The sequence below is a fragment of the Oceanispirochaeta sp. M1 genome (genome assembly GCF_003346715.1).
Taxonomy (GTDB): domain Bacteria; phylum Spirochaetota; class Spirochaetia; order DSM-2461; family DSM-2461; genus Oceanispirochaeta.
Window position 1 is genome coordinate 1 of record NZ_QQPQ01000149.1, and the last position, 540, is coordinate 540.

At 45.2% G+C, this 540-nt stretch carries 1 protein-coding gene; it reads right to left on the reverse strand.

Going from position 1 to position 540, the window contains the following annotated elements; genetic code table 11:
• On the reverse strand, positions 1 to 415 hold a 415-nt coding region (locus DV872_RS26245; protein ID WP_253952535.1), incomplete at its 3' end, for a reverse transcriptase domain-containing protein.
• Positions 416 to 540 lie beyond the last annotated feature (125 nt).

Consider the following 540-nt stretch of genomic DNA (forward strand, 5'->3'; position numbering starts at 1 on the left):
GCAGTTCATACTTTCGCATAAACAGACTCGCTTTGCTGATTGCCTGGTGACAGCTCCTACGGGGACGGTATCCATAGCTTGAGGGGTGAAAGTCTTCCTCATAGATCGGCTGTAAAATTGTGAGCAGAGCCTGTTGCACTACCCGGTCTCTAACTGCTGGAATGCCAAGAAGTCTCATCTTGCCATTGCCCTTGGGTATCTCTACCCTTTTCACAGGCAATGGTTTGTATGTATTACTCCGCAGTTCTTCTACCAGATGAGAGATATTGTCACCAATACTAGACTCAAAGCCCTCTATGTCCTGATGATCTATTCCACCAGTGCCTCCAGAGGCTTTGACTCTCCTAAATGCTTCATATAACGTTTTAACATGAAGCAATCTGTCGTACAGGCTGTAATATACTCTTCCGGTCATCGCATCACCTTCTTTCCCTGTTCCACTTCAACATCCACATATTCGACGGAAGGATCTGCAATTTCTATCCAAAAGGCAATATTTGCAGAATTCACATCCTCTACTCTGGCAAGAGACAGTTTCAC